24 protein-coding genes are annotated in these 24,616 nt (G+C 49.4%); 18 read left to right on the plus strand and 6 right to left on the minus strand.

The annotated features are described in order from the left end of the window. Nucleotides 1–59: 59 nt before the first annotated feature. Both ACAN55_RS07850 and ACAN55_RS07855 read left to right on the plus strand, forming a co-directional pair. Entirely contained in the window at nucleotides 60–1,253 is a 1,194-nt protein-coding gene (locus tag ACAN55_RS07850) for an NAD(P)/FAD-dependent oxidoreductase (RefSeq protein WP_379130475.1), read from the plus strand. Between the two features lies 1 nt (nucleotide 1,254). After that, nucleotides 1,255–1,518, plus strand: a complete 264-nt coding sequence (locus ACAN55_RS07855; protein WP_379130478.1) for a hypothetical protein — start codon at nucleotides 1,255–1,257, stop codon at nucleotides 1,516–1,518. A 77-nt stretch (nucleotides 1,519–1,595) separates the two neighbouring features. Here ACAN55_RS07855 and hemQ read toward each other — a convergent pair whose 3' ends face one another. Continuing rightward, nucleotides 1,596–2,348 (minus strand): hydrogen peroxide-dependent heme synthase, encoded by a 753-nt coding sequence (gene hemQ, locus ACAN55_RS07860; protein ID WP_379130481.1) that lies wholly within the window; start codon nucleotides 2,346–2,348, stop codon nucleotides 1,596–1,598. A gap of 175 nt (nucleotides 2,349–2,523) precedes the next feature. Here hemQ and ACAN55_RS07865 point away from each other — a divergent pair, with 175 nt between their 5' ends. From ACAN55_RS07865 to dnaI, 3 genes are all read left to right on the plus strand, one after another. Then, on the plus strand, nucleotides 2,524–2,820 hold the full coding sequence (locus ACAN55_RS07865) for a YuiB family protein (RefSeq protein ID WP_379130483.1): 297 nt from the start codon (nucleotides 2,524–2,526) through the stop codon (nucleotides 2,818–2,820). Nucleotides 2,821–2,984: 164 nt separating this feature from the next. Then, on the plus strand, nucleotides 2,985–4,538 hold the full coding sequence (locus ACAN55_RS07870; RefSeq protein ID WP_379130485.1) for a replication initiation and membrane attachment family protein: 1,554 nt from the start codon (nucleotides 2,985–2,987) through the stop codon (nucleotides 4,536–4,538). A 15-nt stretch (nucleotides 4,539–4,553) separates the two neighbouring features. Continuing rightward, nucleotides 4,554–5,507 (plus strand): primosomal protein DnaI, encoded by a 954-nt coding sequence (gene dnaI, locus ACAN55_RS07875; RefSeq protein ID WP_379130487.1) that lies wholly within the window; start codon nucleotides 4,554–4,556, stop codon nucleotides 5,505–5,507. 309 nt (nucleotides 5,508–5,816) lie between these two features. Here dnaI and ACAN55_RS07880 read toward each other — a convergent pair whose 3' ends face one another. Further along, nucleotides 5,817–5,975, minus strand: a complete 159-nt coding sequence (locus ACAN55_RS07880) for a YqzM family protein (protein WP_379130490.1) — start codon at nucleotides 5,973–5,975, stop codon at nucleotides 5,817–5,819. A 401-nt stretch (nucleotides 5,976–6,376) separates the two neighbouring features. Here ACAN55_RS07880 and trxA point away from each other — a divergent pair, with 401 nt between their 5' ends. Together trxA and uvrC are read left to right on the plus strand one after the other, a co-directional pair. Then, the gene (trxA, locus tag ACAN55_RS07885) at nucleotides 6,377–6,694 is read left to right on the plus strand and encodes a thioredoxin (protein WP_379130492.1); all 318 of its coding nucleotides are present in this window, start codon (nucleotides 6,377–6,379) and stop codon (nucleotides 6,692–6,694) included. A gap of 140 nt (nucleotides 6,695–6,834) precedes the next feature. Then, nucleotides 6,835–8,886 carry an excinuclease ABC subunit UvrC gene (gene uvrC / locus ACAN55_RS07890; RefSeq protein WP_379130900.1) on the plus strand — a complete coding sequence of 684 codons (2,052 nt, stop codon included), beginning with the start codon at nucleotides 6,835–6,837 and terminating at the stop codon, nucleotides 8,884–8,886. A gap of 73 nt (nucleotides 8,887–8,959) precedes the next feature. On the opposite strand, the gene ACAN55_RS07895 is transcribed toward uvrC, so the two are convergent. Further along, nucleotides 8,960–10,642, minus strand: a complete 1,683-nt coding sequence (locus ACAN55_RS07895; RefSeq protein WP_379130495.1) for a CPBP family intramembrane glutamic endopeptidase — start codon at nucleotides 10,640–10,642, stop codon at nucleotides 8,960–8,962. A gap of 264 nt (nucleotides 10,643–10,906) precedes the next feature. On the opposite strand from ACAN55_RS07895, the gene ACAN55_RS07900 reads away from it, so the two are divergent. Further along, a complete protein-coding gene (locus ACAN55_RS07900; RefSeq protein WP_379130498.1) occupies nucleotides 10,907–12,265 on the plus strand; it encodes a TrkH family potassium uptake protein in 1,359 nt (452 codons plus the stop codon). Nucleotides 12,266–12,278: 13 nt separating this feature from the next. After that, nucleotides 12,279–12,944, plus strand: a complete 666-nt coding sequence (locus ACAN55_RS07905) for a potassium channel family protein (RefSeq protein ID WP_379130500.1) — start codon at nucleotides 12,279–12,281, stop codon at nucleotides 12,942–12,944. Nucleotides 12,945–13,026: 82 nt separating this feature from the next. Here the strand turns inward: ACAN55_RS07905 and ACAN55_RS07910 are convergent, their stop codons facing one another. After that, nucleotides 13,027–13,941, minus strand: coding sequence for a LysR family transcriptional regulator (locus ACAN55_RS07910; protein WP_379130502.1), 915 nt, complete (start codon nucleotides 13,939–13,941; stop codon nucleotides 13,027–13,029). 419 nt (nucleotides 13,942–14,360) lie between these two features. On the opposite strand from ACAN55_RS07910, the gene ACAN55_RS07915 reads away from it, so the two are divergent. From ACAN55_RS07915 to ACAN55_RS07945, 7 genes are all read left to right on the plus strand, one after another. Next, on the plus strand, nucleotides 14,361–15,026 hold the full coding sequence (locus ACAN55_RS07915; protein ID WP_379130504.1) for a succinate dehydrogenase cytochrome b558 subunit: 666 nt from the start codon (nucleotides 14,361–14,363) through the stop codon (nucleotides 15,024–15,026). Nucleotides 15,027–15,110: 84 nt separating this feature from the next. Then, nucleotides 15,111–16,853 carry a succinate dehydrogenase flavoprotein subunit gene (gene sdhA / locus ACAN55_RS07920; protein ID WP_379130507.1) on the plus strand — a complete coding sequence of 581 codons (1,743 nt, stop codon included), beginning with the start codon at nucleotides 15,111–15,113 and terminating at the stop codon, nucleotides 16,851–16,853. Nucleotides 16,854–16,895: 42 nt separating this feature from the next. Beyond that, the gene (gene sdhB / locus ACAN55_RS07925) at nucleotides 16,896–17,660 is read left to right on the plus strand and encodes a succinate dehydrogenase iron-sulfur subunit (protein WP_379130510.1); all 765 of its coding nucleotides are present in this window, start codon (nucleotides 16,896–16,898) and stop codon (nucleotides 17,658–17,660) included. A 175-nt stretch (nucleotides 17,661–17,835) separates the two neighbouring features. Next, nucleotides 17,836–18,624, plus strand: a complete 789-nt coding sequence (locus tag ACAN55_RS07930) for a DUF3891 family protein (RefSeq protein WP_379130513.1) — start codon at nucleotides 17,836–17,838, stop codon at nucleotides 18,622–18,624. Between the two features lie 37 nt (nucleotides 18,625–18,661). Next, nucleotides 18,662–19,363, plus strand: a complete 702-nt coding sequence (locus ACAN55_RS07935; RefSeq protein ID WP_379130516.1) for an ion channel — start codon at nucleotides 18,662–18,664, stop codon at nucleotides 19,361–19,363. Nucleotides 19,364–19,394: 31 nt separating this feature from the next. Beyond that, nucleotides 19,395–20,294, plus strand: coding sequence for a metallophosphoesterase (locus ACAN55_RS07940; RefSeq protein WP_379130519.1), 900 nt, complete (start codon nucleotides 19,395–19,397; stop codon nucleotides 20,292–20,294). A gap of 15 nt (nucleotides 20,295–20,309) precedes the next feature. Next, the gene (locus ACAN55_RS07945; RefSeq protein ID WP_379130522.1) at nucleotides 20,310–20,849 is read left to right on the plus strand and encodes a GNAT family N-acetyltransferase; all 540 of its coding nucleotides are present in this window, start codon (nucleotides 20,310–20,312) and stop codon (nucleotides 20,847–20,849) included. A gap of 451 nt (nucleotides 20,850–21,300) precedes the next feature. On the opposite strand, the gene ACAN55_RS07950 is transcribed toward ACAN55_RS07945, so the two are convergent. Both ACAN55_RS07950 and ACAN55_RS07955 read right to left on the minus strand, forming a co-directional pair. Continuing rightward, on the minus strand, nucleotides 21,301–22,110 hold the full coding sequence (locus ACAN55_RS07950) for a histidinol-phosphatase (protein WP_379130525.1): 810 nt from the start codon (nucleotides 22,108–22,110) through the stop codon (nucleotides 21,301–21,303). A 59-nt stretch (nucleotides 22,111–22,169) separates the two neighbouring features. Continuing rightward, nucleotides 22,170–23,072, minus strand: coding sequence for a LysR family transcriptional regulator (locus ACAN55_RS07955; RefSeq protein WP_379130527.1), 903 nt, complete (start codon nucleotides 23,070–23,072; stop codon nucleotides 22,170–22,172). A gap of 254 nt (nucleotides 23,073–23,326) precedes the next feature. Between ACAN55_RS07955 and ACAN55_RS07960 the strand changes: the two genes are divergently transcribed. Beyond that, entirely contained in the window at nucleotides 23,327–23,782 is a 456-nt protein-coding gene (locus tag ACAN55_RS07960; protein WP_379130529.1) for a chemotaxis protein CheX, read from the plus strand. Nucleotides 23,783–23,804: 22 nt separating this feature from the next. After that, complete coding sequence (locus tag ACAN55_RS07965; protein ID WP_379130532.1) at nucleotides 23,805–24,590, plus strand: SDR family NAD(P)-dependent oxidoreductase; 786 nt, start codon at nucleotides 23,805–23,807, stop codon at nucleotides 24,588–24,590. The last annotated feature ends 26 nt before the right edge of the window (nucleotides 24,591–24,616 follow it).

Raw genomic sequence — 24,616 nt, forward strand, 5'->3', positions numbered from 1 at the left:
CAAAAAGATTTACAAAAAATAACACATAGACAGATTTACTTGTTGGAAGGAGCCGGAACATGAGCAGTATTCCCAAAATTGTAATTCTGGGAGCGGGATACGGAGGTATTCTAACCGCCCAGCGATTGCAAAAGGCACTAAATTATAATGAAGCGGACGTAACACTGGTTAACCGCCATGAGTATCATTACTTTACTACCCATTTGCATATGCCTGCTGCGGGAACAGACAGTATTGAGCACACAAGAGTGTCTATTTCCAAACTGATTGATGAATTCAAAATCGATTTGGTTAAATCCTCCGTACAGGAGATCCGCACACAGCAGAAAAAAGTGATTCTGGAGGACGGCACACTTTCCTATGATTATCTGGTTATTGCACTTGGCGGTGTACCTGAAACCTTCGGAATTCCGGGTCTGGACAAATATGCACTGACGATCCGCAGCATTAATTCGGTACGACTGATCCGTGAGCATATTGAATATCAGTTCGCCAAATACAAGAACGAGAACAATGCTCAGGAACATATCAACTTTGTGGTCGGCGGCGCCGGATTCAGTGGAATCGAATTCGTGGCCGAGCTTGCTGACCGTATTCCAGCACTGTGTAAGGAATTTGATGTAGATCCGAGTCTGGTGAATATATATAACGTGGAGGCGGCTCCAACAGCACTGCCGGGCTTTGCGCCTGAGCTGGTAGAGCACGCCATGACTGTTCTTTCGAAGAAAGGTGTGACCTTCAAATTCGGGGTGGCAATCAAAGAATGTCTGCCTGGCGGGGTTATTCTTGCAACCGGTGAAGAGATCAAAGCTTCAACGATTGTCTGGACGGGTGGTATCCGCGGCAATCGCCTGATTGAAGCAGCTGGCTTCGAAGCGATGCGCGGACGTGTGAAGGTTGACGATTATTTGCATGCTCCGGGTCATGAGAATATCTTTATCATCGGAGACGGCTCCCTGATGATTAATCCGGAAGGACGCCCATACCCGCCTACTGCACAAATTGCGATGCAGCAGGGAGAATGCTGCGCCTATAATCTGGTCGCTTCCATCCGGGGCCAGCAGCCGAAGAAGTTCTCATTCAGTAATAAGGGGACGGTCGCTTCACTCGGCAAAGGACAGGGGATTGCTGTGGTTGGCGAGAAGAAATATAAAGGCTGGACGGCAGCACAGCTTAAGAAACTTGTAGACATGCGTTATCTGTTCATCATCGGCGGGATTCCGCTTGTCTTGAAGAAAGGCAGATTCCTGTAGGATGCGCCATTGTAGCGTGCAGGTACGCGGCCTGCTGACCAGAGATGAGCTGGACCGGTATAATGGGCTTATTGAAGTAGGGTCCTACCTGGAGGATCAAGGACAATATGACCTGGCATATGTGGTTCAGAAGGAGATCGATATTCTAATTCTTCCGGCTATTGAAAGGCTGAAGGACAAGAGTCGTGCCCGGGACCGGGAAACGGCGGAATATTTGGAGAGCCTCCAGAAAGAAGATTCGGATGAAGACTCCGCGGATTCATGAACTATTCTGACTATAGATACTATTTAATATGAAAAAAGCGCCGGATACCCATAGAAAGGGTTCCGGCGCTTTATGTATTACAGCTTGAGCATTTCTTCAAAGGACTCCGGCGTCAGCAAATTACCGACATAAAAAGACCCGAATTCTCCATAACGCGCGCTGACCTCGTCAAAGCGCATTTCATAAACAAGTTTCTTGAACTGTAGAGCATCATCTGCGAACAAGGTCACTCCCCACTCCCAGTCATCGAGCCCTACCGAGCCGCTGATGATCTGTTTGACTTTACCCGCATATCCCCGACCGATTAAACCATGCGAATGCATTAGTTCCCGGCGTGCCGCCATATCCAGCATATACCAGTTATCGGCAAGCTCACGTTTTTTATTCATCGGGTAGAAGCAGATGTGATTTGATTTCGGCAGTACAGGTTTAAGGCGGGCAAGTACATGCGGATTCTGCATCGGATCACTGCCATCTCCTCCACCAGCTGCATAATTGCTAAGCTCCACAATACTGACATAGGAATAGGCCTTGGTGGTGAAACGGGCAAATGCCGTTTTGTTGAATGCGGTTTCTACCTTGTTCAGCTCTTCCAGGGTCTCCCGTAGGAACATCATTACAAAGTCCGCTTTCTGTCCGATAATGGAGTACACCGCGGAACTGCCTTGCTTGGCTTCTTCCACGCGGCTCCAATCCTCTATAAAAGCGTGCAATTCATCCAGCGCCACGGCACGTTCCTCATTGTCTGCCGCCGTCCAGGCGGTCCAGTTCAGCGAGCGGAAGTCGTGCAGGGCGTACCAGCCCTCCAGCGTTAATGCAGCTTCGTTCATGTCTTCACTCCTTCGATTATCCTATTATGCATTGTAGCGCATGCACATTGCCAAGAGCAAACCTGAGGACCCTTCAATTTTGGAATGTTCATTGCTTCGATATAATTTTTCTAGTAAACTTACTACGTAATCTTGAAATGTGCAGATGTGACCGGTGAGAGGGGGAAGTCGGTAGATGGGGTTCATTCCTGTATTTGTACTGGCTGTTTTATTCTTTGTCATGATGTTCGGCATTGGTTTTATTCTTAATATGCTAATGAAGACAACCTGGTTTCCCGCTTATTTATTCGTTCTGGTCATTCTGCCGGTTGTGGTGTATTCCATTTGGGACCGTAATGCAATGACCCTTTGGGAGCATTTGGCTTCGTTCCGTCTTGTTGATTATATTACGGGGGTATTCGGGCTTGGAGGTGCCGTCCTCAGCGGCTGGACCATCCATAAGCTGCGGATCGGCGGATATAAAATGTTTTAAATAAATATTCATGAAGATGGGCGGCTCTCCAAGTAGGGGCCGTTTTTTTCTGCGCGCTGGATTAAAACGTCGAAATTGGGCTTATTTCCACATTTGCAGGTTGTCGTTTTATGATAGAATAGAAATCTATATGAATTCATAGAGAACTAGGGAGGTATCCGCAGATGCACATGAGTCATTTACATCATTTTACCGAACATCACAGGTACTGCGTTTCCCGCGAATTCGGTCTTAGTGCTCTGGATGGACGCATGCTCGGATCTGTGTATCAGCCGATGGTGGGAGCCTTCGCCATCAGTCTATACCGTCTGCTGTTCGAACATATCCCGGCAGAAAGCATTGGCTACTCCGGTGTGGAGCAGCAGCGCCGCCTGTTTATGACCTTGGGTGTTGAGCCGAACGAGAAAGGCCGCAAGTATATCATTGACCAGGCTTCCCGGCTGGAAGCGGTGGGTCTTCTGCAGACCAGCCGCATTTATGTGCCGGAAACTGATGACTATATGTACGAATACGAGCTGATGCCGCCGCTTTCGCCGTCTGAGTTTTTTGCGACCCAGCATTTGACTCTGCTGCTGCGCGACAAGATTGGCAAGTTCGCCGTTCTGTCCCTGCGCGAGCAGTTCTGGAGTCGGGAGCCGGAGGAATGGAGCAGCAGATCCATTGGCAAGGAAAATATATCTTTGCCATTCTATGATATTTTTCAGCTTAATACGCATGTTATAGATTATGAGCTGGAGCAAGCATTGGCTGAGGTAGCCACCATCCGCCAGCCCGCTGGGCAAGAGTCTGCGGAGCCTGCCATCGGTTACAGCGACATCATTCTGCGCTTCCCGCGGGAGTCAGCTAACCGGAGCCATGTAGAGAAGCTGCGTTTCGACCATAATCAACTGGGCCTTATTAATTATGTTGCCCGTAAATATAATTTGAGCGCACAGGATCTCTCGCGGCTGCTGGATGAGGATGGAGTGTTCTCACCAGAGGGTGAGGTTCTGCTGGACGTCCTGCAGCAAAAGGCCAGTCAGCATTTCCGCCAGGATATGAAGCGCCAGGAGAAACGGGAGATTGCCGCAGCTAAGGTGGTCTCGATCCGGTCAGGATTGATCGGTGAAGCGGACGAGCCTATGGTCTCCCCGGAGCAGTCTGTCGAGATGGAGTATTATGTGGAGGTTCCTCCGCAATTTCTGTCCAAATGTGATATCCATCAGTATAATATGATGCTGCGCAATGAACCTTATACCCGTCTGCTACAGACCTTTTTCCCGGGAGCAGTGCCTGGGCAACTGATGGATATGTTCGAGAAGATAGATCTCAACTACAAACTAAGCGGTGAGGTTATCAATGTGCTGATCCACTACCTCATGACCATGGTAGCTTCGGAAGGCGATCAGCGCATGAACCGGAATTTCGTTGAAGCGATTGCTTCAAATATGCTGGTTAAGCAAGTGAATACGTATGAGAAAGCGGTGCGCTATATCCGGGACCAGTCCAAAGTGAAGGGCAAGGGGACAACCGGGTCAGCGGGAACTTCGGGAACAACGGGAACCCGCACACGTTCATATAATAGTAAAAGTGGAGGGCGTTCCGGTAAGCCTGAGATCCAGATTGCTCTCGATGATGGACAAGCCGGAACCGTATCTGATGAAGAATTTGCTGCGATGATGAAGAAAGCGGCAGAAATTAAAGCGAATAAGAAAAAAGGCGTTAATGATGCCACGTAGAATGGAGGTGGAATGATGGAGTCCATGAGTGAGGTACTGCGTACCATGAACAATCCCGCCTTACGCCAGCGTTCGCGGGATTTGGAGCAGACACTGCTAAATCATCCATTAGTGAAGCAGCTTATTGCTGAGCACCCGGAACTGGATGATTCACGGCTGCGTCTTCACCTCAGCCGATTGTATCAATATGTAGAAGATAACCGCCATTGCAGCAACTGCCCGGGACTAGCGAACTGTCCGAACGATTTCCAGGGACACTACAGTAAGCTGACCGTGGAGAGCGTAAGCGGTACCCCCGAGCTGTATGAACGGAAGACGGCTTGTGCACTGAAAGTAGCCCAGGATAAGCAGGATGCGATCCGCAAGCGGATCCGCAGCTTTTATGTGGATGAGCGGGTGCTTAATGAAGGGTACGACGAGATTGATATTATGGGTAAAGACCCGCGCCGTGCACCGGCAGTCAATCAGCTGTTCCGATATATTGAGAATGTTAAAACAAGCGGGCTTCCTTCCCGTGGATTATATATGTACGGCTCCTTCGGAACCGGCAAGACTTTCTTAATGTGTTATCTGCTGCATGAGCTCGCAGTGGCAGGCCATAGCGGTGTCATTGTATATATGCCTGATTTCGTTGAAGATCTGAAATCGATTATGATGGACGGTCAGAAGCTGAAGGAGACCGTAGACGCAATGAAGAACTGCGATGTGCTGATCTTTGACGATATCGGCGCCGAGAATCTCAATCCCTGGGCGCGTGACCACGTACTGGGTGCGATCTTAAACTACCGTATGAACCGCAAGCCTACCTTCTATACCTCCAATTATCCGTTGGATGGGCTGGAGAAACATTTGAGCTTCACCAGCAAGGATGGCGAGGAAATATATAAAGGCCAGCGGCTGATGGACCGAATTGCTCCTTTCGTTGATGTCATGCCTCTGCACGGGGAGAACCAGCGCGGGAACAGATAGTTGTTGGAAATATATAGTTAAATTTGGCTTTTTCCATCTATTTATTCCGCTGATTGATGAGAATGCAAGACTGATTCTATTTGAAAGACAATTTAAGACTAATCAAACCGTTAAATTTGACGGCCGCCCCGGGAGCAGGTACATTCGTCCGATATCGTGCGAATATGCTAATTCATGCACTCAAGGCGGCCGTTCTATGTGTCTGTCCAGACATTCATTCTCATGTAAAAAGAGAGCATCCCGGCAGCCAGTGCATTCTGGCCTGAGATACTCTCTGTGTCGATAACAGTGGACCTTCTGGAGCGGGTGCTAATCCAAAAAAACAAACTTGATAATGACCATTCCAAAAAACACAACCGCCATAAATGTCGTCATTCCAAAGAATCCGTTCATGAGATCGCCTAAGTCATTACGGGGTTCTTCATTGATATGCTCCCGTGGATCGCTGGTACGCGCGTTAACCTCCATCACTTCTGCCTCCCTCGCGGGTTCCGTAGCCCGCAATCTAAAATGGATATCAGTATTATGAAATAAGTCATTGACAATTAATGCGCTTTCCTTGATTATACCGGACCTATACTGGTATTGTAAAGATACGGATGATTAGAGAAACCTGCTGCAGGGTTCAAGTAACGTTGGCGAGGTGTGTGTTTTAGATCCGGAATTTTAGTTGGTGTACAATATAATTGCATAATATATTTCACAAATACGTTTAAAATATGTTATACTTATGGCGTGTCGGTAAATGGTAATTTGGTTATCATATTACATGAAACATTTTATACCCTACAATAACGAAGCTGATATCGTGTCAGGCCTCTGCCTGAAGAGTTGATGCATCTTCGAAAAACTTAAGGAGGAACACTATCATGGCTATTGTGAATGTGTCTGACCAATCCTTCAACAATGATGTTGCTGGTGAGGGTACTGTTGTTGTTGACTTCTGGGCTCCTTGGTGCGGCCCTTGTAAAATGCTTGCTCCGATCCTTGAGGAACTTTCCACCGAGCTTGGAGACAGTGTAAAGATTGCGAAACTCAACGTGGATGAGAATCCGGAAACGGCTTCCCGTTTCGGCGTAATGAGCATTCCTACACTTATTTTCTTCAAAGACGGTCAGCCTGTAGATAAAGTAGTAGGCTTGAACTCCAAGGAATCGCTTAAGAATATCGTTGCCAAACATCAATAATAGCGTGTACGCACTGCCTTGGGTCCTTTGGCCCCGCAGCCTAGCGCCTTCGGTACTTGCCGGAGGCGCTTTGTGCGCTATCTTCCCGCCCGGGAATGAAGTCGGGACCGTTTATGTAGGAGGGGAATGTATTGGACTATATGGTGAACATCCGCAATAAGTTGGCGTTATTACCGGATTTGCCCGGATGTTATCTGATGAAGAATCAAGAAGGCACCATCATTTATGTGGGTAAAGCAAAGGTTCTGAAGAACCGGGTCCGCTCTTATTTTATCGGCAGTCATAATGGCAAAACTCAACGTCTTGTCGCCGACATTCGCGATTTCGAGTATATCGTTACCGCCAGCAATATGGAAGCGCTCATCCTGGAGTGCAACCTGATCAAGCTGCATATGCCACGGTATAACGTCCAGCTTAAGGATGACAAGACCTTTCCGTATTTAAAAATAACGAATGAAGCACATCCGCGCCTTGAAGTTACGCGCCGTGTGATTAAAGATAAAGCGAAATATTTTGGACCGTATCCGAACGGCTATGCGGCCCATCAGACCAAAAAGCTGCTCGACCGGATGTACCCTCTGCGGAAATGCGGCGTGATGCCGAAGGAGGTCTGCCTGTATTATCATATGGGCCAATGTCTTGCGCCTTGTGAGAAAGAGGTGCCGAAGTCAGCCTACGAACAGATTATTCAGAGCATATCTTCATTTCTTGGGGGAGGACACGAGGCGGTCAAGAAAGACCTGCAGAAGAAGATGCAGGAGGCCGCCGAAGAACTCTATTTTGAGCGTGCGAAAGAACTCCGTGACCAAATTATCCATATTGATGCTTTGATGGAGAAGCAGAAGATTAATACGCCGGACACCAAGGACCGTGATGTGTTTGGTTACGCCGTGGACAAAGGCTGGATGTGCGTGCAGATTCTGTACATGCGTCAGGGGAAAATGATTCAGCGTCACTCCTCAGTTTTTCCGTTCTATGGCGATGCGTACAGTGATTTCATGTCCTATGTTACCCAATATTATAGTGATAATCCGGCACCTCCGCAGGAGATTCTGCTACCTGACGAAATAGGCGAAGACGGGAAATCAAAGCTTTCATCGTCAGAGGGAGCAGTACTCGCTACTGCTGAACAGGCAGGTGCTGATGATAGCCAAACTGTGGATCCTGATGAATTGCAGCTGGCTGCTGCTCATTTGTCCCTGCCCGAGCGTGAGCTTTCGGGTGCAGCTGATGTGCTGCAAGATCCCGTAGGTGAGCTCGCTGAGACGCCGGAAGAAATGGAGAACCGTGTTTCTGCAGCTGAAGCGGCCGCCAATGCTGGGGTTGTGGATGCCATCGGCGGGGCGGCTGCTCTGCAGGAGTGGCTGGGGGTGAAGGTGCTTGTACCGCAGCGCGGGCTGAAGAAACAGATGGTGGGCATGGCTTGTGAGAACGGGCGGGTTGCGCTGGATGAGAAATTCCGTCTTATTGAGCGGGATGAGGAGCGCACCTCTGGAGCGGCTCTAGGACTCGGGGAAAGCTTAGGTCTGGAGCGATTAAGCCGGATCGAAGCGTTTGATAACTCCAACATTCAGGGGACCAATCCGGTATCCGCCATGGTAGTGTTTATCGACGGTAAGCCTGCCAGAAAGGAATACCGTAAATATAAGGTCCGTACAGTCAAGGGACCTGATGATTATGAGACGATGCGTGAGGTCATCCGCCGCCGCTATGAGCGGGTTCTGAAGGAAGATCTGCCTATGCCCGATCTCATCGTAGTTGACGGCGGTAAGGGCCAAATTTCTGCGGCTGTTGATATTCTGGAGAATGAGCTGGGGCTGTTCATACCGGTCTGTGGCCTTGTCAAGGATGTCAAACATAAGACAGCGCAGCTTCTTGTTGGAGATCCGGCAGAGCCGGTTGATCTGGCCAGAGACAGCCAGGAGTTCTATCTGTTGCAGCGGATACAGGATGAGGTGCACCGGTTCGCCATTACCTTCCACCGGGAACAGCGGGGCAAGTCGATGATTACCTCCAAGCTGGATTCCATTCCTGGTATAGGCGAGAAGCGGCGGAAGCTGCTGCTCAAGCATTTCGGCTCATTGAAGAAGATCAAGGAAGCCAGTGTCGAGGATTTCCGTCCGCTGTCTATCGGTGACAAGCTCGCCCGGCAGATTCTTGATGCCCTGAAGGATGAAGAGCCGATATCCTAAGGTAGAAGAAATCAACAAAATGCCCGGAGCACCGCAAACGCGGCTTGCTCCGGGCATTTTGATTTGTTCAGGTTTAGATTATCAAGTTAGAAGCTTCCGTATCCTTCGTCTTCTGCGGCGGGTTGAACCGGTACACAATGTAACCCACTAGGAAAGGCAACACGATTGCTACGATGCCGGCACCAATATTTACGCTCTCTTTCATAAAGATCAGCGTCGCGCCCATTAGAATGCTATCAAACACGACATGGCTGAACATGGCGGCAATATAGCCGTAACGCAGGAAAATGTAGCTGAAGAGCAGTCCGATTACCGTCAGTTCAATCGGTCGGGAGCTGATGGGATAAATCGGATATAGCGTATGGCCGAAGGCCCAGATCAGCGTAGTGATCAAGCATGCGGCAAAGGTGTTGCGGACGATCTTCTTGAGCATCCGGATTCCGAACAGCCGGTAGATGGCTTCTTCGGAAAGTCCGGCAAGCCAAGCCATGATCGGGAGCAGCCAGGCATATCTCATATTGTACGGAGACTGTGTGGCGTCTGTGGTGGACCAGTTGTTCAGCGTGTACGATAGGATGATGAACATAATAGTCTGCACACCGAGTAGTACAAAGGCCCAAGTATAACCAACCCGGATGCTGTCGAGAATGTATTTGCCATATCCCGGTTCTTTCGCCCTCGGCCATGGATTGAGGCCTTCTTCTTGCCGCCAGAGTCCATTGCCTCCGACTAGGGAGAAATAAAGTAGTGCCGACATCATCAAACTGTATAATACATAGATGAAAAACATAATTACAGCGGTAACCCGGCTTTCTGTACTGGTTCCAATAGCTTCCGGAACCATATTATAGGTGCTGGCCATCATGATCAGAAAGTGGACCGAACTCAGAAAGATCCCGCGTTTGAAGGAGGTATGCGATCTGCGCAGGCCGCTGTATACAATAGCCAGGATGCCAAGGGCTAAGGAAGGAAGACCGTAACCTAGAAACGTAATTACCTGGGCAAGTGAAGTCTGGTCTTCCACATATGAAGTATGCCAGGCCGGAGCCGTAAATCCGGCTTTATAGGAAGAAACTTCGTCACGGGCGAAAGTGAAGACATAACGAAGCTGCGATTCTCCAACCTTAATGGAGTTGTCGGTATAGACCAGGCTGTATTCACTATCCGCGGGTTCAATCTGCAACTTCACAGGATTTACGCCCCATTCCTTCAGCCAAGGGGCAGCGAGTTTTTCTTTTTGTTCCAGCGTAGGTGCGGGACCAGCCTGATCAGTGGAATCTGCAGATTTAAAGGCAGTGACCGTTCGCCCTGACTCGGCTTCCGCTCCCTTTGTAAAGCCTACGGGCTCACCGGTGTACATATTGAGGTCTACAGTTATAGACTGAGCCGCAGGTTCAGAAGAATGAAGTACCACATGAAATACATCGAAGGGAAAACGCTGGTCCAGTTTATTCTTTGTGTAATCCTCAAGCAGCTTTTCTCTGGACATATAACCATAGAAGGAGGAGTCCGATTGGTACGTTATACCCCATTCGTCTCCCGCATGCTCCACATAACCGAGAAGGCGCGCAGCGAAATCCGCTGCTTGTGCTGCTGCCTCATCTTTGCTGATGGCTGCGACATTCTCTTCAGAAGAGACAGAAAGGATCGAGGGGGCTACTTGAAAGGTAAGAAACAGTAAAAGACCGATAATGCCCGAGATGATAACCCTTTTAGTAAGGGCAGGCATCTTTAGGGGCTGGCCGACGGGATTCATGGAACGCCTCCTTGGATGAGTGGGAAATGTTGTATTTCTCCTCCTTGCATTATAATGGGTGAGCTGAAAGAATTACAGAAAATGTTGTATTATCCTTTTACGTGGAGGAAGCCGAGCTTATGCCTATTTAATTTACCCCGTTCCTTCAACAAACTGTTCTAGATATCACATTAATTATTTTCTTTGTGTAGTACCACTAATACGTTTATAATTTGTATGAAATTGCAGTGCACCCACAATGATTACTTCGAAGAGGTGAGACAGATGTCTTCTCAGTTTCCCAAAATTTCTGAATTCCGGTTCTTACGGTTTTCTCCGCCTCAAATTCTTGTAACAGGATTTGCGGTTACTATTTTACTCGGAGCCTTGCTGCTAATGCTTCCAGTGTCGAGTGCAGCCGGCCATTCAACATCATTTATTAATGCGCTTTTTACAGCAACTTCAGCAACCTGTGTGACTGGTCTCGTTGTAGTAGATACCGGGACGTACTTTTCGCTTTTTGGAAAAACGGTCATAATGCTGCTCATTCAAGTCGGGGGCCTTGGCTTCATGACGATGGCTACCCTGCTTGCGCTGGTTTTGAAACGTAAAATTTCTTTGCGGGACAGGCTTATTCTGCAGGAAGCGATGAATCAGGGATCTATGGAAGGCATCGTGCGGCTGATCCGCCGGGTGTTGATCTATTCCCTGGTCATAGAGGGCACTGCGGCAGTAATTCTGTCCATCCGGTTTGTTTTTGATATGCCGCTCAGCCGGGCTATTTATTTCGGAATTTTTCACGCTGTCTCGATGTTCAATAATGCCGGATTTGATCTGTTCGGACATTATCGGAGTCTCACCGGATACGTCAATGATCCCATTGTAAATATCGTAGTTATGCTGCTGATTATTCTGGGGGGCATTGGTTTTATCGTGATGGCGGATGTCATGGAATACCCGCGGCAGCGGAGGTTGTCCCTGCACAGTAAGGTCGTGCTCTCCATGACCGGGGCTTTAATCCTGCTTGGTGCGCTCGTTATATTGATATTCGAATATACGAATATGAAGACACTGGGTCCTCTCCATTTCGGCGGTAAGCTCTGGGCAGCATTCTTCCAGTCAGTCACTCCGCGTACGGCCGGAGCCAATACGGTTGACATTGCCGGCCTGCGTCAGGCATCGCAATTCTTCATCGTGATCCTGATGTTTATCGGTGCATCTCCCGGATCTACGGGTGGTGGTATTAAGACTACGACGTTCACCTTGATGATAAGCTCGGTAATTATGATGCTCCGCGGGCGGGAAGATATTGTGCTCTTCCGTTACCGGATTGCTCAGGAGCGGGTCTTTAAAGCTTTGGCCATTACACTCCTTGCCCTTCTTCTGATCGTCTCCGTATCGATGGTACTCTCCACCACAGAGGACCGGGAGTTTCTGGCGATTTTATTTGAGACCACCTCGGCATTTGCTACAGTTGGGTTAAGTATGGGAATAACGCCGGAGCTCTCGCTGACTGGTAAAATCCTAATCTCCCTGACGATGTTCTGCGGCCGTCTTGGGATTCTGACCCTTGCCTATGCAATGGGCCCGAAACAGGGTAAGCCACTCTATAGATACCCCGAAGGTAAAATGATTATCGGATAAGGAGTCAACCGCTATGAAAACACAACAGTTTGTTGTCATCGGCCTGGGCCGGTTTGGTTCAAGCCTGGCGCTTGAGCTGATTGAAATGGGATATGAGGTACTCGGGATTGACCACCTTGAAGAGCGTGTGGAGGAGATGAGCGACAAACTGACGCATGCCGTTCTTGCAGATGCCACGGATGAAGGGATTATGCGTTCGCTGGGCGTGCGGAACTTTGACTGCGGCATTGTAGCGATTGGTGATAATATGGAGCGCAGCATCCTGGCAGCGATTCTGCTCAAGGAGCTTGGGGTGAAGCAGGTGGTTGCCAAAGCGCTCTCCATTCTCCATGGCCGGGCACTTTCGAAGCTTGGCGTGGACCGGGTTATTTTCCCTGAAAAGGATATGGGGGTCCGCGTGGCACACCAGCTTGTAACGCCTCATCTGCTGGATTACATCGAAATCTCTAAGGATTACAAGATCGTTGAGCTGACGGTCCCTGCTTGCATGAATGGAAAAAGCCTCTCCGAGCTCAACACGCGCGCCAAATACGGTTGCAGCATCATCGCCGTTAATAAGGAAAGCGGAATAATCGTCGCTCCCACAGCCCATGATCACTTAAATGAAGGTGATGTGATGGTGGTCATCGGCTCCAATGACAGCATCGAACAATTTGAACAAAAGGCTATGGAACAGTAATAACCGGTTTGTATTGTTTACATCTGAGAAGCCCTCTTCCCCCTACAACGGGAAAGAGGGCTTTCTGTATCCCGGGGAATAATTAGTCCCCGATTCCGCCGCCCCGGCCGGTCAGGAATACCTCCTCAGTCACCTGCACAAGACTGCGAGCAGCCGTGGTCAGTCCCCCGCTGTCGCGGTAAATGAGGCAGGTCATCCGCTGTGTCTGCTCCAGCTCCTTGATGTGCAGGGAAGCGAGGCCTCCACCATCCAGCAGTTCCGGACGAAGGTAGGATTTGGGCAGCAGTGCAGCGGCTTTGATCGTCGGCAGCAGCCTTACAATCGCTTCGAAGGAATCGATCTCCATGCGCACATCGGGATCAACGCCGCTGCGCTGGAACAGATCATCCGTCAGCCTCCGGTACCAGGTGCCTTTAGAGAACAGGATCATTGGCAGCCGGGACAGATGATCCATTGTGAGTTTCGGAATCAGAGTTAGCGGATGATGATCCGAGACAACCAGACGGAGTTGATCCTCGAACAAGGGAATGCAGCGGAGGCCCGGCTCCTGAATGGAAGAGGCGATAATCCCGACATCGCATTTGCCTTCGCTCACTGCGGAGACAATCTCATGGGTTTTCCCCGTGATCAGCTTCAGCTCGGCTGCTGGATACTTCTCCATGTAGGCGTTGATCATCGGTGGCAATGTGGTCTGCAGTGTAGTAAGACTGGCCCCAAGTGTCACAAGAACAGGTTCGCCTTCCTTGAATTTGGATAGTGCCTCCAGAAACCTGGAGCGCTGCTGTCTTTGCTCCAAGGCATAGGTATAAGTCAGTCTGCCGACCTCAGTCAGCTCCAGACGTTTGCCGAACCGGTTGAATAGGGGAACGCCCAGCCGTTCCTCCAGCTTGGAGATTTTGCGTGACAAGGCGGGCTGGGACAGATTAAGCTGGCGGGATGCCCGGTTAAGGCTGGAATGCTCCACTACCGCTGCAAAAATATCCAAATCGTCAAACATACAGGTTCCTCCTGAAAGCTAAATGTGAAGCACGATGATGTAGCTAACCCAAGTGACAAAACGCATTGTCCAGGTGAGTTGGTGATATTATTTAATTGGAGAATAGATAAGGGAAGATTTCTACAGTTTGTTAAATGAGAATTATTATCAGATAAAAAATATTCTTATGCAATTATTTTATAACGATCTATAATTAGATTGCAATTCCCTTATAAGAGAAAAAAGAGTAACATGAAAAGTGACACAAGATATTCACACTTTGTGAATAATGCAGCAAACACCAGGAAACCAAGGGATAGCGGTGAAAAATGAATTTTTTCTACATTATCCGGCTGACATCAGCCTGTTTCAACCAGGGGCCCGGCGGTGTATGCATTTTAATGAAAACGCTGTTTTAATCGGAGAGGGGACACAACAGTATGAGAGGATTTTATTCCAGAAAGATTCATTCCTTGCTCGGCGTACTCCCGCTCGGAGGGTTTTTCTTTGAGCACATGCTGACGAATTTCTCGGCGGTAGAGGGGGGCGCTACCGGTTTCACTGACAGTGTGCTATGGCTTAACAGCCTGCCGCTCGTCTTCTTTTTGGAATTATTTTTAATCTGGCTTCCTCTGTTGTACCATGGGGTGTACGGTCTATACATTGCCTACCAGTCGAAGCCGAACCTGAACCGTTACAACCTGGAAAGAAACTGGCGTTATACACTCCAGCGGGTGACGGGAATCATTACGTTTATTTTTATCGTCTGGCATGTGTTTGAAACCAGATTTCAGGTGGCCCTGGGCAATGTTGAACATGAAGAACTGGGCGGCTTAATGCATAACATTGTGACTCAGCCGCTGTTGCTTGCTTTTTATGTCATCGGTATCGTGGCAGCGAGTTTCCATTTCGCCAACGGACTTTGGTCCTTCCTCATCAGCTGGGGAATTACCGTTGGACCCCGTTCGCAAAAAGTATCCTCTTATCTCTGCCTTGGCCTGTTCGTGCTGGTTACGTTTATGTTCCTGATCTCGCTCGTCACCTTCCGTGACAATGAGTTCCAGGCGGCAGCATCCCTTGCTCAAACGCTGCAGCAATCTATTTAAGCGGGAATGGAAGCCCTGTCTTTCAAGGCAGTGACTGCTCCTCCGTACACGTTCCGATATCTCGATAAATGGGAGTGAACTACCATGGCAACCTCCGATGTTATTATTGTGGGCGGCGGACTGGCTGGCCTGATGGCTACTATCAAGGCGGCAGAATCCGGCGCGCATGTTCATTTATTCTCGCTCGTCCCTGTGAAAAGATCGCATTCGGTCTGCGCGCAGGGCGGCATTAATGGAGCTGTGAACACCAAGGGTGAAGGAGACTCACCTTGGGAGCATTTTGACGATACGGTCTATGGCGGCGACTTTTTGGCGAACCAGCCTCCCGTCAAAGCCATGTGTGAAGCCGCTCCGGGTATTATTCACCTAATGGACCGCATGGGCGTCATGTTCAACCGTACACCGGAAGGGCTGCTCGATTTCCGCCGCTTCGGCGGGACGAAACGCCACCGGACGGCTTTTGCTGGGGCGACTACCGGACAGCAACTGCTGTACGCGCTTGACGAGCAGGTCCGCCGGTGGGAATCGGAAGGCTTCGTAACCAAAAGCGAGAACTGGGAGTTCCTCTCGGTAATCATTGATGATGAGGGTGTATGCCGCGGCATCAGCGCCCAGAATCTGAAGACAATGGAGATTCAGTCCTTTCCTGCGGACGCTGTTATTATGGCCAGCGGCGGTCCTGGTATTATTTTTGGTAAAACAACGAACTCCGTGATTAACACCGGTACAGCTGCAAGCGCTGTATATCAGCAGGGTGTGCACTATGCCAACGGTGAATTCATCCAGATTCATCCTACAGCCATTCCGGGAGACGACAAGCTGCGGCTGATGTCGGAGTCAGCGAGAGGTGAGGGTGGACGTATCTGGACCTACAAGGACGGCAAGCCATGGTATTTCCTTGAGGAGAAATATCCGGCTTACGGAAATCTGGTACCGCGTGATATTGCGACCCGCGAGATTTTCAACGTCTGCGTGGATCAGGGCCTTGGCATTAACGGAGAAAATATGGTGTACCTGGATCTTTCCCATAAAGATCCGAAGGAGCTTGATGTCAAGTTGGGCGGGATTATTGAAATCTATGAGAAGTTCATGGGTGATGATCCCCGCAAAATACCAATGAAAATCTTCCCGGCGGTTCATTATTCCATGGGCGGCATATGGGTTGACTATAATCAAATGACGAATATTCCCGGCCTCTTTGCGGCAGGGGAATGTGAATACCAATATCATGGAGCCAACCGGCTGGGAGCCAACTCCCTTGTCTCGGCAATCTATGGCGGGATGATGGCGGGACCTAAAGCTGTCGAATATATCAAGGGGCTGAAGAAATCCGTACAGGATATCTCTTCCACGGTATTTGACCGATTCCATAAGAAGCAGAATGATAAATATGAATCGCTGCTGGCGATGTCCGGCACGGAGAATGCCTATGTGATCCACAAGGAGCTAGGCGAATGGATGACTAACAATATGACGGTGGTCCGCCATAACGATAAGCTGGAAGCTACCATCGGCAAGATCAAGGAGCTCAAGGAACGTTATCACAACATCAATATGAGTGATACTTCACGCTGGAATAATCAGGGGGTTGCCTTTACCCGCCAGCTGTGGAATATGCTTGAATTGGCAGAAGCGATGACGCTTGGCGCACTGCTTCGCAATGAAAGCCGCGGTGCACATTACAAGCCTGAGTTCCCGAAACGTAATGACGAGGAATTCCTGAAGACCACGAAAGCTACCTGGAGCGCGGAAGGACCGCAGATTTCGTATGAGCCGGTTGATGTTTCTCTGATCCCGCCCCGGGTACGCGACTACTCCAAGGATTGATAAAAGGATGCGGTACGGACCAAACTTTAGGAGGTAACAGATATGGCGGAAACAGCGGCAGCTACCAAAAACGTTAAATTTATCATTACCCGCCAGGACGATCCGCAAGGCTCGCCTTATGTGGAGGAATTCAGTCTCCCTTATCGTCCGGGGATGAATGTAATCAGTGCTTTAATGGAAATCCAGCGCAACCCGGTAAATGCCGGTGGCGATGCCACTGTCCCGGTCTGTTGGGACTCCAACTGCCTGGAGGAAGTATGTGGCGCCTGCTCTATGGTCATTAACGGCAAACCCCGGCAGGCCTGTGCCGCACTGATCGATAATCTGGAACAGCCTGTACGTATTGAACCGATGAAGACCTTCCCGGTGGTACGTGATCTTGTTATCGACCGCAGCCGGATGTTCAACGCACTCAAGAGAGTTAAAGCCTGGATTCCCATTGATGGCACATACGATCTGGGTCCGGGTCCAAGAATGCCGGAGAAGAAACGGCAGTGGGCTTATGAGCTGTCCAAATGCATGACCTGCGGTGTATGTCTGGAGGCTTGCCCGAATGTGAATGAGAAGACGGATTTCATCGGTCCGGCAGCCATCTCCCAAGTGCGGCTCTTCAATGCGCATCCAACAGGGGAAATGAATGCTGACGAACGTCTGGAGGCACTGATGCTGGATGGCGGTATTGACGGATGCGGGAACTCGCAGAACTGTGTACGGGCCTGCCCGAAAGGGATTCCGCTGACGACTTCTATTGCCGAAATCAACAAGCAGACCACCAAACATATGTTCAAGCGGTGGCTGGGCGTGTAAAAAGGCACAAATCGGTTTATATATTAATCATATGGCTCATCTAATGCATGACCCGCAGGATGGGGCTTTTTCGGAAGCCCTCCTACCAGCGGGTCATTTTATAATTGGAAAGCCGGATATGCTATAATCTCCATAGTATGTTATTGTCAGGAATTTACTTTGGGAGGAATGGGTTGTGATATGCCGGGAGCAGGACGAAGCTTTTATTATGGTGAAGCAGCATGAGCATGGAAGGCTTGCAGGTGAATTCGCTAAACGGTTTATCTCGCAGCAGGTACCGGAGCCGGCGAGACGCAGTGAAGTGCTCCGGGCGATAGCCAACCATGACCGGGGCTGGATCGATCTCGACGAGACACCCTTCTGGAATGATGAAGCCAATGCACCTTATACTTTCATTGATTTTCCGGTCGTACCCAAGCTTACCTTTTATAGAAGAGGCCTAGATGAAATTGAAGTCGACACCCCGTATGGCGCATTGCTGTGCAGCCTGCATTTTGAACGTTTGATCGAGGTGTCGGGTGAGGAGTCTCCGGAGCTTACGGAGTACCTTAAGCACGAGGAAGAGCGAAGAGCCCGCATCCGCAGGGGTTTGGAACAATCGGAGCCCATCGGGGACAGTGAGCTGTATTACGACAGCAGGCTTCTCCAGTTCTGTGATGACCTTTCACTGTACATCGCTCTGAACGAGCCGGGAGCGCCTAAGTCAAAGGTGCACCCCTGGTGGAAGGATGGATTCTCAGGGAGTGAGGATTTTGGCTTCACAGACGGAAAGGTGATAACGGCAGAGTGGGATGGGGAGAACAAGCTGGTGCTTGATCCGTTCCCTTTTACCGAAGAGTTCGCCGTATTTCTTGAAGTTCGCAGGGTGCACAGATCTGAAGTAAGAGCCAAGGGGATTGCACGGGCTTACAAAGAAGCGCCTGTCCAAGCGTACGAAATAACATTGGCAGGTCCGAAAGTGTAAACTAATAATAGCTTTTCTTAGAACAGGAGGATGAACCTTGGCCTGGTGGTTATGGATGCTGAATCTATCGGTGCTCTTGCTGTTGGCCTACTGGTTCACCCGGATCAAGCTGAAATGGATCGGTAAAGGTGTACTGCTGGCGCCTATTCTGGTTTATGTGCTGATATCCGCAGAGGATTTGCTGGGCCTCATGGATTTGGGTTCCATTATTCCCGGGAATAGCGGAATGAGGAGCCTGATCCTGCTGTTCTGCCTCGCCTCGGTTTTATTTTATATCTTTTTTATTTTTAATGAGATCAAGGAATCGAACAAAAGGGAAGTCAAGCTGCAGCAGACGTTATTGCGGATTAGTATCGCGGCGTTTTCCTGTATCCTCTTTTTCACTGTCGTATACACATCCATTTACAAGCTGTTCGGGCAGACCTCTTTTCAGGGAGATGGCATCGGTGCCGATCTGCTCAGCCAGCTGATTACGTTCCTCTATTTCAGCGTAGCTACATTTACGACGGTTGGTTATGGAGATATCGCACCGGTGGACAACACTTCCCGGCTGGTGGTAGTGCTGCAGATTTGCTTCAGCTTCATTACAGTGGCCTATGCTTTATCCATGCTAAGTGTATTCCGCAAAATCCTAGGACCCGCTACGGAGGAAGAAATTGAAGAAGAAGTGGATAAGGAAGTCAGTGAGAAGGCGGATGAATTAGGACTGCAGGAACGTTCGCAGAATCAATCTAACTGATATTCAAGTGCAGGAAAGGGGAATCGCCTGTATGCATGAAACCACACCGGGGATATCCCCGAGGACTGAATCAGAGAAAGTAAGAAATCATAAGACGAAAATCACCCGCAGACAGTTTCTCGGAAAAGGGATTGCAGCCATTGTTGGCGCCGGTCTGCTGACGGGCGGCTATGCCTGGCAATGGGAACCGAGACGGCTGGAGACAACCAGGCTGGAGCTGGCGCTACAGGAGCTGCCTGCTGCATTTGACGGCGTGAAAGTGGCGCATATCAGTGATACCCATCTGGGTTTTAATAAGGATGCGAAGGATATCGCGGGCCTGGTGGACCGGATTCAGGCAGATGCACCCGATTTGATCTGCTTTACGGGGGATATGGTCGACAGTTATGCGGAGGATCTGATCGATGCCGTACCCTTTTGGTCACGGCTTGAGGCTCCATTGGGTAAATTCGCCATACTGGGCAACCATGATTACAAAAATACGGAGTTGTTAACCGGGCTGCTCAAAGATTCCGGCTTTCGTGTTCTGCGAAATGAATTCGTGCTAATCAGGCGGGGGCAAGCGGTCATAGCAGTCACAGGACTTGAGGATATGCTCCAGGGGAGACCTGATCCCGAGACAGCCATCCAACATATCCCCGCAGACACCTTCAACCTACTGCTGATGCATGAGCCGGATTATGCTCTCACAGCGGAGGTATACCCTTTTCATCTCCAGTTATCAGGGCATAGCCATGGAGGACAGATTCGTCTGCCGCTGGTAGGAGCGTTGTTCACACCATACGGTTCGGAGAAATACATATCAGGATTGTATTATACGGAAGCTAAAGGAATGCCGGTATATGTGAACAGGGGATTCGGAGAGACCTATATGCCTTTCCGCCTGTTCTGCCGGCCGGAGCTGGTTATGCTCACATTGCGGCGTGCCTAAGGGGGAAGGGGACAGATGAGCACTTACGAGAATGTATCATTTCAAGTGCAGAAAGGGCAGGCTGTGGAGCTGAGAGCACTACTGCCTGACCATGCCGCTACACTTCGGGCGCTGCTTGCCGAGCCGGAGCTCTCCCCTCATATTGTCATGCGCGGAGACAGACTCTCCGGTGCAGCTCAGGATAAGCTGGTACACCGGATGGTGAATGCTCAAGATCCGGGGGCGGTGCATGCCGGAATCTACTGCAGCGAAGTTCCTGATCTGATTGGCATTATCTCCCTGCAGTGCTGGAATCGCCGCACAGGCTCTGCTCTTCTCGGCTATATGCTGGATCCAGCCTGGTGGGGAAGGGGATTCGCTACAGAAGCCGTAGGGCTGATGCTTAATTACGCACATCAAGAGCTGGGGATTACAGAGGTGGAGGGCCGGTGCAGGGGAAGTAATTTGCGATCGGCGAAGGTCATGCAGAAGAACGGAATGCAGTACATGCGGAGCATACCTGTCATCACTGAAAAAGACGAAATTACGATGGTGTTCCGATTGTTACACAATTGAAATAATGCTGTTATGAAACTCTAACAGTCTCCGGTTAAACTAAGTACATGACCCCCTTTTGAAAATATAAACATCTTGGGACCCGAACTTTCGGGTCCATTTTTTTTGTTCCCGAAAAGGATAGTCCTTTGATATTTGAGTGGGACAGACGTAAGTGCTCGTGAGACGCTCCGCGAACGGACCGATGCTCCAATCGCTGTTGTGTCCGAATTTTATTTATTCTCCTTAGCGGTAATAATCCCGACACAAAGGCGAACGCTACCGCTTTTCCACATTCAGTCTGTCTGCTCCGCTGGTTAAGCGGGAAACGATTCTACATTCCTTCCAAATATCATGAAATGAGAAATCATTTAGTCACGGACACAGTAACCATAAACACAGAGCAGGGACTCTCCAATAAGTTGAGAATCCCTGCTCTGTTTATGAGAAAGCATCTTTCTGCATTTAGTGCTTAAAATGGAACTGTAATCTTGTCTTTCTGCTTAAAGTAGACCCAGTGCGTGAAGCCGATTTCTTTCAAACGGACGGCGACAGCCTCCCGCTCATCCCCGACCCGGGAAGGTTTATGCGCATCAGAACCGAAGGTTACCTCAATTCCGTAGTGTAATGCACGCTCCAATATCGCATCGGAAGGATACCAGCCCCCGCTCAGCTTGGTTTTACCGGATGTATTGATTTCGATGGCTACCCCGCATTCGGCGATTGTACGCAGGCAGTCTTCGAGAGGCTCCTCGGCCTGTATATCGGAAAAGGCCGGATAATTGCCTTTCATAGCATCAATATGACCGAGTATCTGGAACATGCCGCTGCGTGCAGACTCCTTGATGAGGCGATAATACTCGGTTTTGGTGGCAATCTGCGCCTTGGGGCTTAACCCCTTCCAGCGGCCTTTGTTGAAGATGCTTACTCCTCCCGTATTGTGCACCGAGCCGATAATATAATCAAAAGGATATGCCGCAAGCGTATCGCGGTACAGCTTGGCGTGCTCCGGGAAATAATCGGATTCAATGCCTAAAAGGACATCAATGACGCCCTCATATTCTGCTTTCAATGCCAATACTTCTTTGACATAACTGGATAGTTCCGACTTGCCCATGGCAATGTGGGGAAAAGCTTGCTCCGACGGACTTCCGAAATAGGGCGTATGGTCGGATATGCCGATTACTTCAAGACCGGCGGCTATTCCGGCTTCAATATAATCCCGAATATTTCCATCAGCATGGCCGCAGCGGAAATGGTGGGTATGCAGATCGAACTTCATGGGTGAACATCTCCTTTGGGCTGATCTTGGTCCTCAGCAAGTCAAGTCAGCAAGAGAACCTATTCCGAGCCGATGAACTGTGTTTCGGGCATGCCCTTCAGGTCACTGAGGAATTGTCTCATGGCGGAATTGACGTATTTTCCGGATTTGGTAATGACACCAACGGGATGTGTAACCTCGAGCTCCAAAATCGGAATGACTTTTAGTGTACCCATTCTGACCTCGGTCGTAATAGATTGTTTGGAAACAATGGCAGCTCCCAGATCAAGCTCAACCATCCGTTTGACTTCTTCACTGCTCGTCAATTCCATAATGACCTGAGGTTTGATTCCGTGCTTAGAGAAAATATCCTCCGCAAATCTCCGGCCTACGGTATCCGGAGAAAGCAGAATCAGAGGGGTTGTGCCAAGGACCTCCACACCTGCACTCCGTAATTGAGCCAGAGGGTGGCGCGGGGATACGACGAGTTCGAAAGTGTCATAATACAGTGTCGATGTGGTCATTCCCGGACTGAGACCAATTAAGTACCCTATACCGACATCAACGAGCCCATTCTCCACATGATGATAAATTTGAGAAGAGGACATGGACTGGATAGAGGTTTTGATATGTGGAAACTGATCCTGAAAGTACGAAAGAATACGCGGTAATATCTGTATGGCGATGGAAGTGGTTGTCCCGAGGACGATATGTCCCTGAGGTGTATCTTCCAGATCCGCCAGCCGCTGCTTAAGCTCCTCGACAATACTGACGATTTGCTCCGCATGCTCCAGAAATACCCGGCCTCTGTCCGTTAGTGTAACTGGCTGGTTCCGGTCAACGAGCTGGGTTTTGAATTCTTCCTCCAGGCTTTTAATCTGGGCCGAAACCGCAGGCTGTGTCAGGTTCAGCAGCTCTCCTGCTTTACGGAAACTCATGGTCTTGGAGATCGTGATAAGTGTCTCCAATTGGCTGATATTCATGGACTACCTCCCTTAAGGCCAAGCGATTTGCCGCGTCTGTTACTAGGAATAGCTTACGCTCAATGTGTGCTTTATATTAAATTATAGGAGATTACATCAGGCTCGGCAATCATACTTGAAAAAAGCCTAAATAAATCCTTCGACGTAACCATTCATTTTTGGTGAATTGTGCCGATATATGGAGTATAATAAATCAATATTGCTTGGGACTTTTGGTATAGCCTTAAAGCCCGGTAAGGGGGGACAGCACTTTCATGAAGGCTGAAGTGATAAATCCGTTTTTGGAATCAGCACGTATTGTAATAGAACAGGTGATACAGGTTTCGCCGTCAACCGGCAATCTGGGAATAAAGGAAATTGAGCTGTCCGACAGTCATATATGGATTCAAGTAGGAATGACTGGACAATTGAGCGGGAATGTAATCTTCGGTATAGCAGAGCAGGTTGCACTGCGTATGGTATCGGTTATGATGGGTGGATATGTCATGACTGAAATGAATGAAATGGGCGAAAGTGCCATATCGGAGCTGGGCAACATGATCAGCGGCAATGCCAGTACGATTTTGTCGAATCAAGGCGTATCCGTTGATATTACACCTCCTAAACTTATGAAGTCTGAAAGCATGAGCTTTTTACCTCGCAAGGCGCTCAGCATTCCGCTGCTTATGGACGGAATCGGAGAACTTGATATCCAGGTTATGGTCTCTTAATTCAGCATTGGGAGTTGACAACGTGCGTGTCAAGGGTTTAAAGGGCAAAATTGTTGTGATTACCGGCGCTTCCAGCGGTATCGGGGCGCTTACAGCGCAGTTGATTAGCCAGCGGGGTGCGGTTCCTGTGCTTGTGGCCCGTTCAGAGGACAAGCTTAAGGCAACGGCTGCGGGAATTCAAGGACAATACGGTCTTTATGTCTGTGATGTTGGGGATACGGCCGCAGTCGAGAAGACAATGTCAGATATACTCCTTACTTACGGAAGAATAGATATTCTGCTCAATAATGCGGGGTACGGTAAGTTTGCTGATTTCACGGCAATGCCGATTGAAGAATTTGACGATATGATGGATGTCAATTATATGGGCATTGTCCGATGTACTAAAGCTGTTCTGCCAAGTATGCTGAAACGTGGAAGCGGACATATTGTGAATGTGGCTTCCATGGCAGGCAAAATCGGCAGCAGCCGCGCAGTAGCCTATACGGCTTCCAAGCATGCGGTACTTGGCTTCACGAATGCGCTTCGCCAGGAATATCGCAAGAGCGGCATCATTGTGTCGGCAGTGAATCCGGGGCCGATTGCCACAGAGTTCTTTAAAATTGCCGACCCAACAGGCAATTATGAAAGAAACGTGGCCAGGATGATGATGACACCTGAACATGTGTCAGCCAAGATCGTCAAAGTGATAGAGTCGGGAAAAGAAGAAATGGATCTTCCCGGGCTCGCAGCGCTGGGTATACGCCTGTATGGGCTGTTTCCTCGCTTAGCGGATAAGCTTACACACAATGCAATGAATAAGAAATAAATTGCAGTTGACCTAAGCGGGCCTTC

Origin of the sequence: Paenibacillus oryziterrae, assembly GCF_042610485.1 — a bacterium.
Taxonomy (GTDB): domain Bacteria; phylum Bacillota; class Bacilli; order Paenibacillales; family Paenibacillaceae; genus Paenibacillus_AQ.